At 45.6% G+C, this 390-nt stretch carries 1 protein-coding gene; it reads left to right on the top strand.

From position 1 onward, the window contains the following. Nucleotides 1–390 (top strand): IS630 family transposase (locus tag H5181_RS20360; RefSeq protein ID WP_182751892.1); only part of this gene is annotated, 390 nt, incomplete at both ends.

Here is a 390-nt window from a genome sequence, read left to right as displayed (position 1 = left end):
CGAATCAGCATATTTATATGGTGCGGTGTGTCCTGCAACGGGCACGACAGAGGCTATTATTGCCCCGCATGCCAACAGTGAATATATGTGGGAGCATTTAACATTAATTTCAGAGGCTACCGAATCGGGTCGCCATGCTTTGGTCATCATGGATGGTGCAGGTTGGCATCAACAAGATCTGACTGAGGACTTTGATAACCTTAGTATCCTTAAGCTTCCGCCCTATTCGCCAGAACTCAACCCTATAGAACAAGTGTGGCAATGGCTTCGTCAGAATGAACTCGCAAATCGTTGCTTTAGTGGATATGACGATATTGTTGAGCAGTGTTCCATTGCATGGAATCGATTTATTGCAGAGCCGGAAAGGGTGATTCAACTATGTTCTAGACG

The organism is Shewanella sp. SG44-2 (assembly GCF_014164215.1).
GTDB lineage: Bacteria > Pseudomonadota > Gammaproteobacteria > Enterobacterales > Shewanellaceae > Shewanella > Shewanella frigidimarina.
The sequence above is the reverse complement of the archived record's forward strand: the minus strand, read 5'-3'. Positions and strand labels throughout refer to the sequence as shown.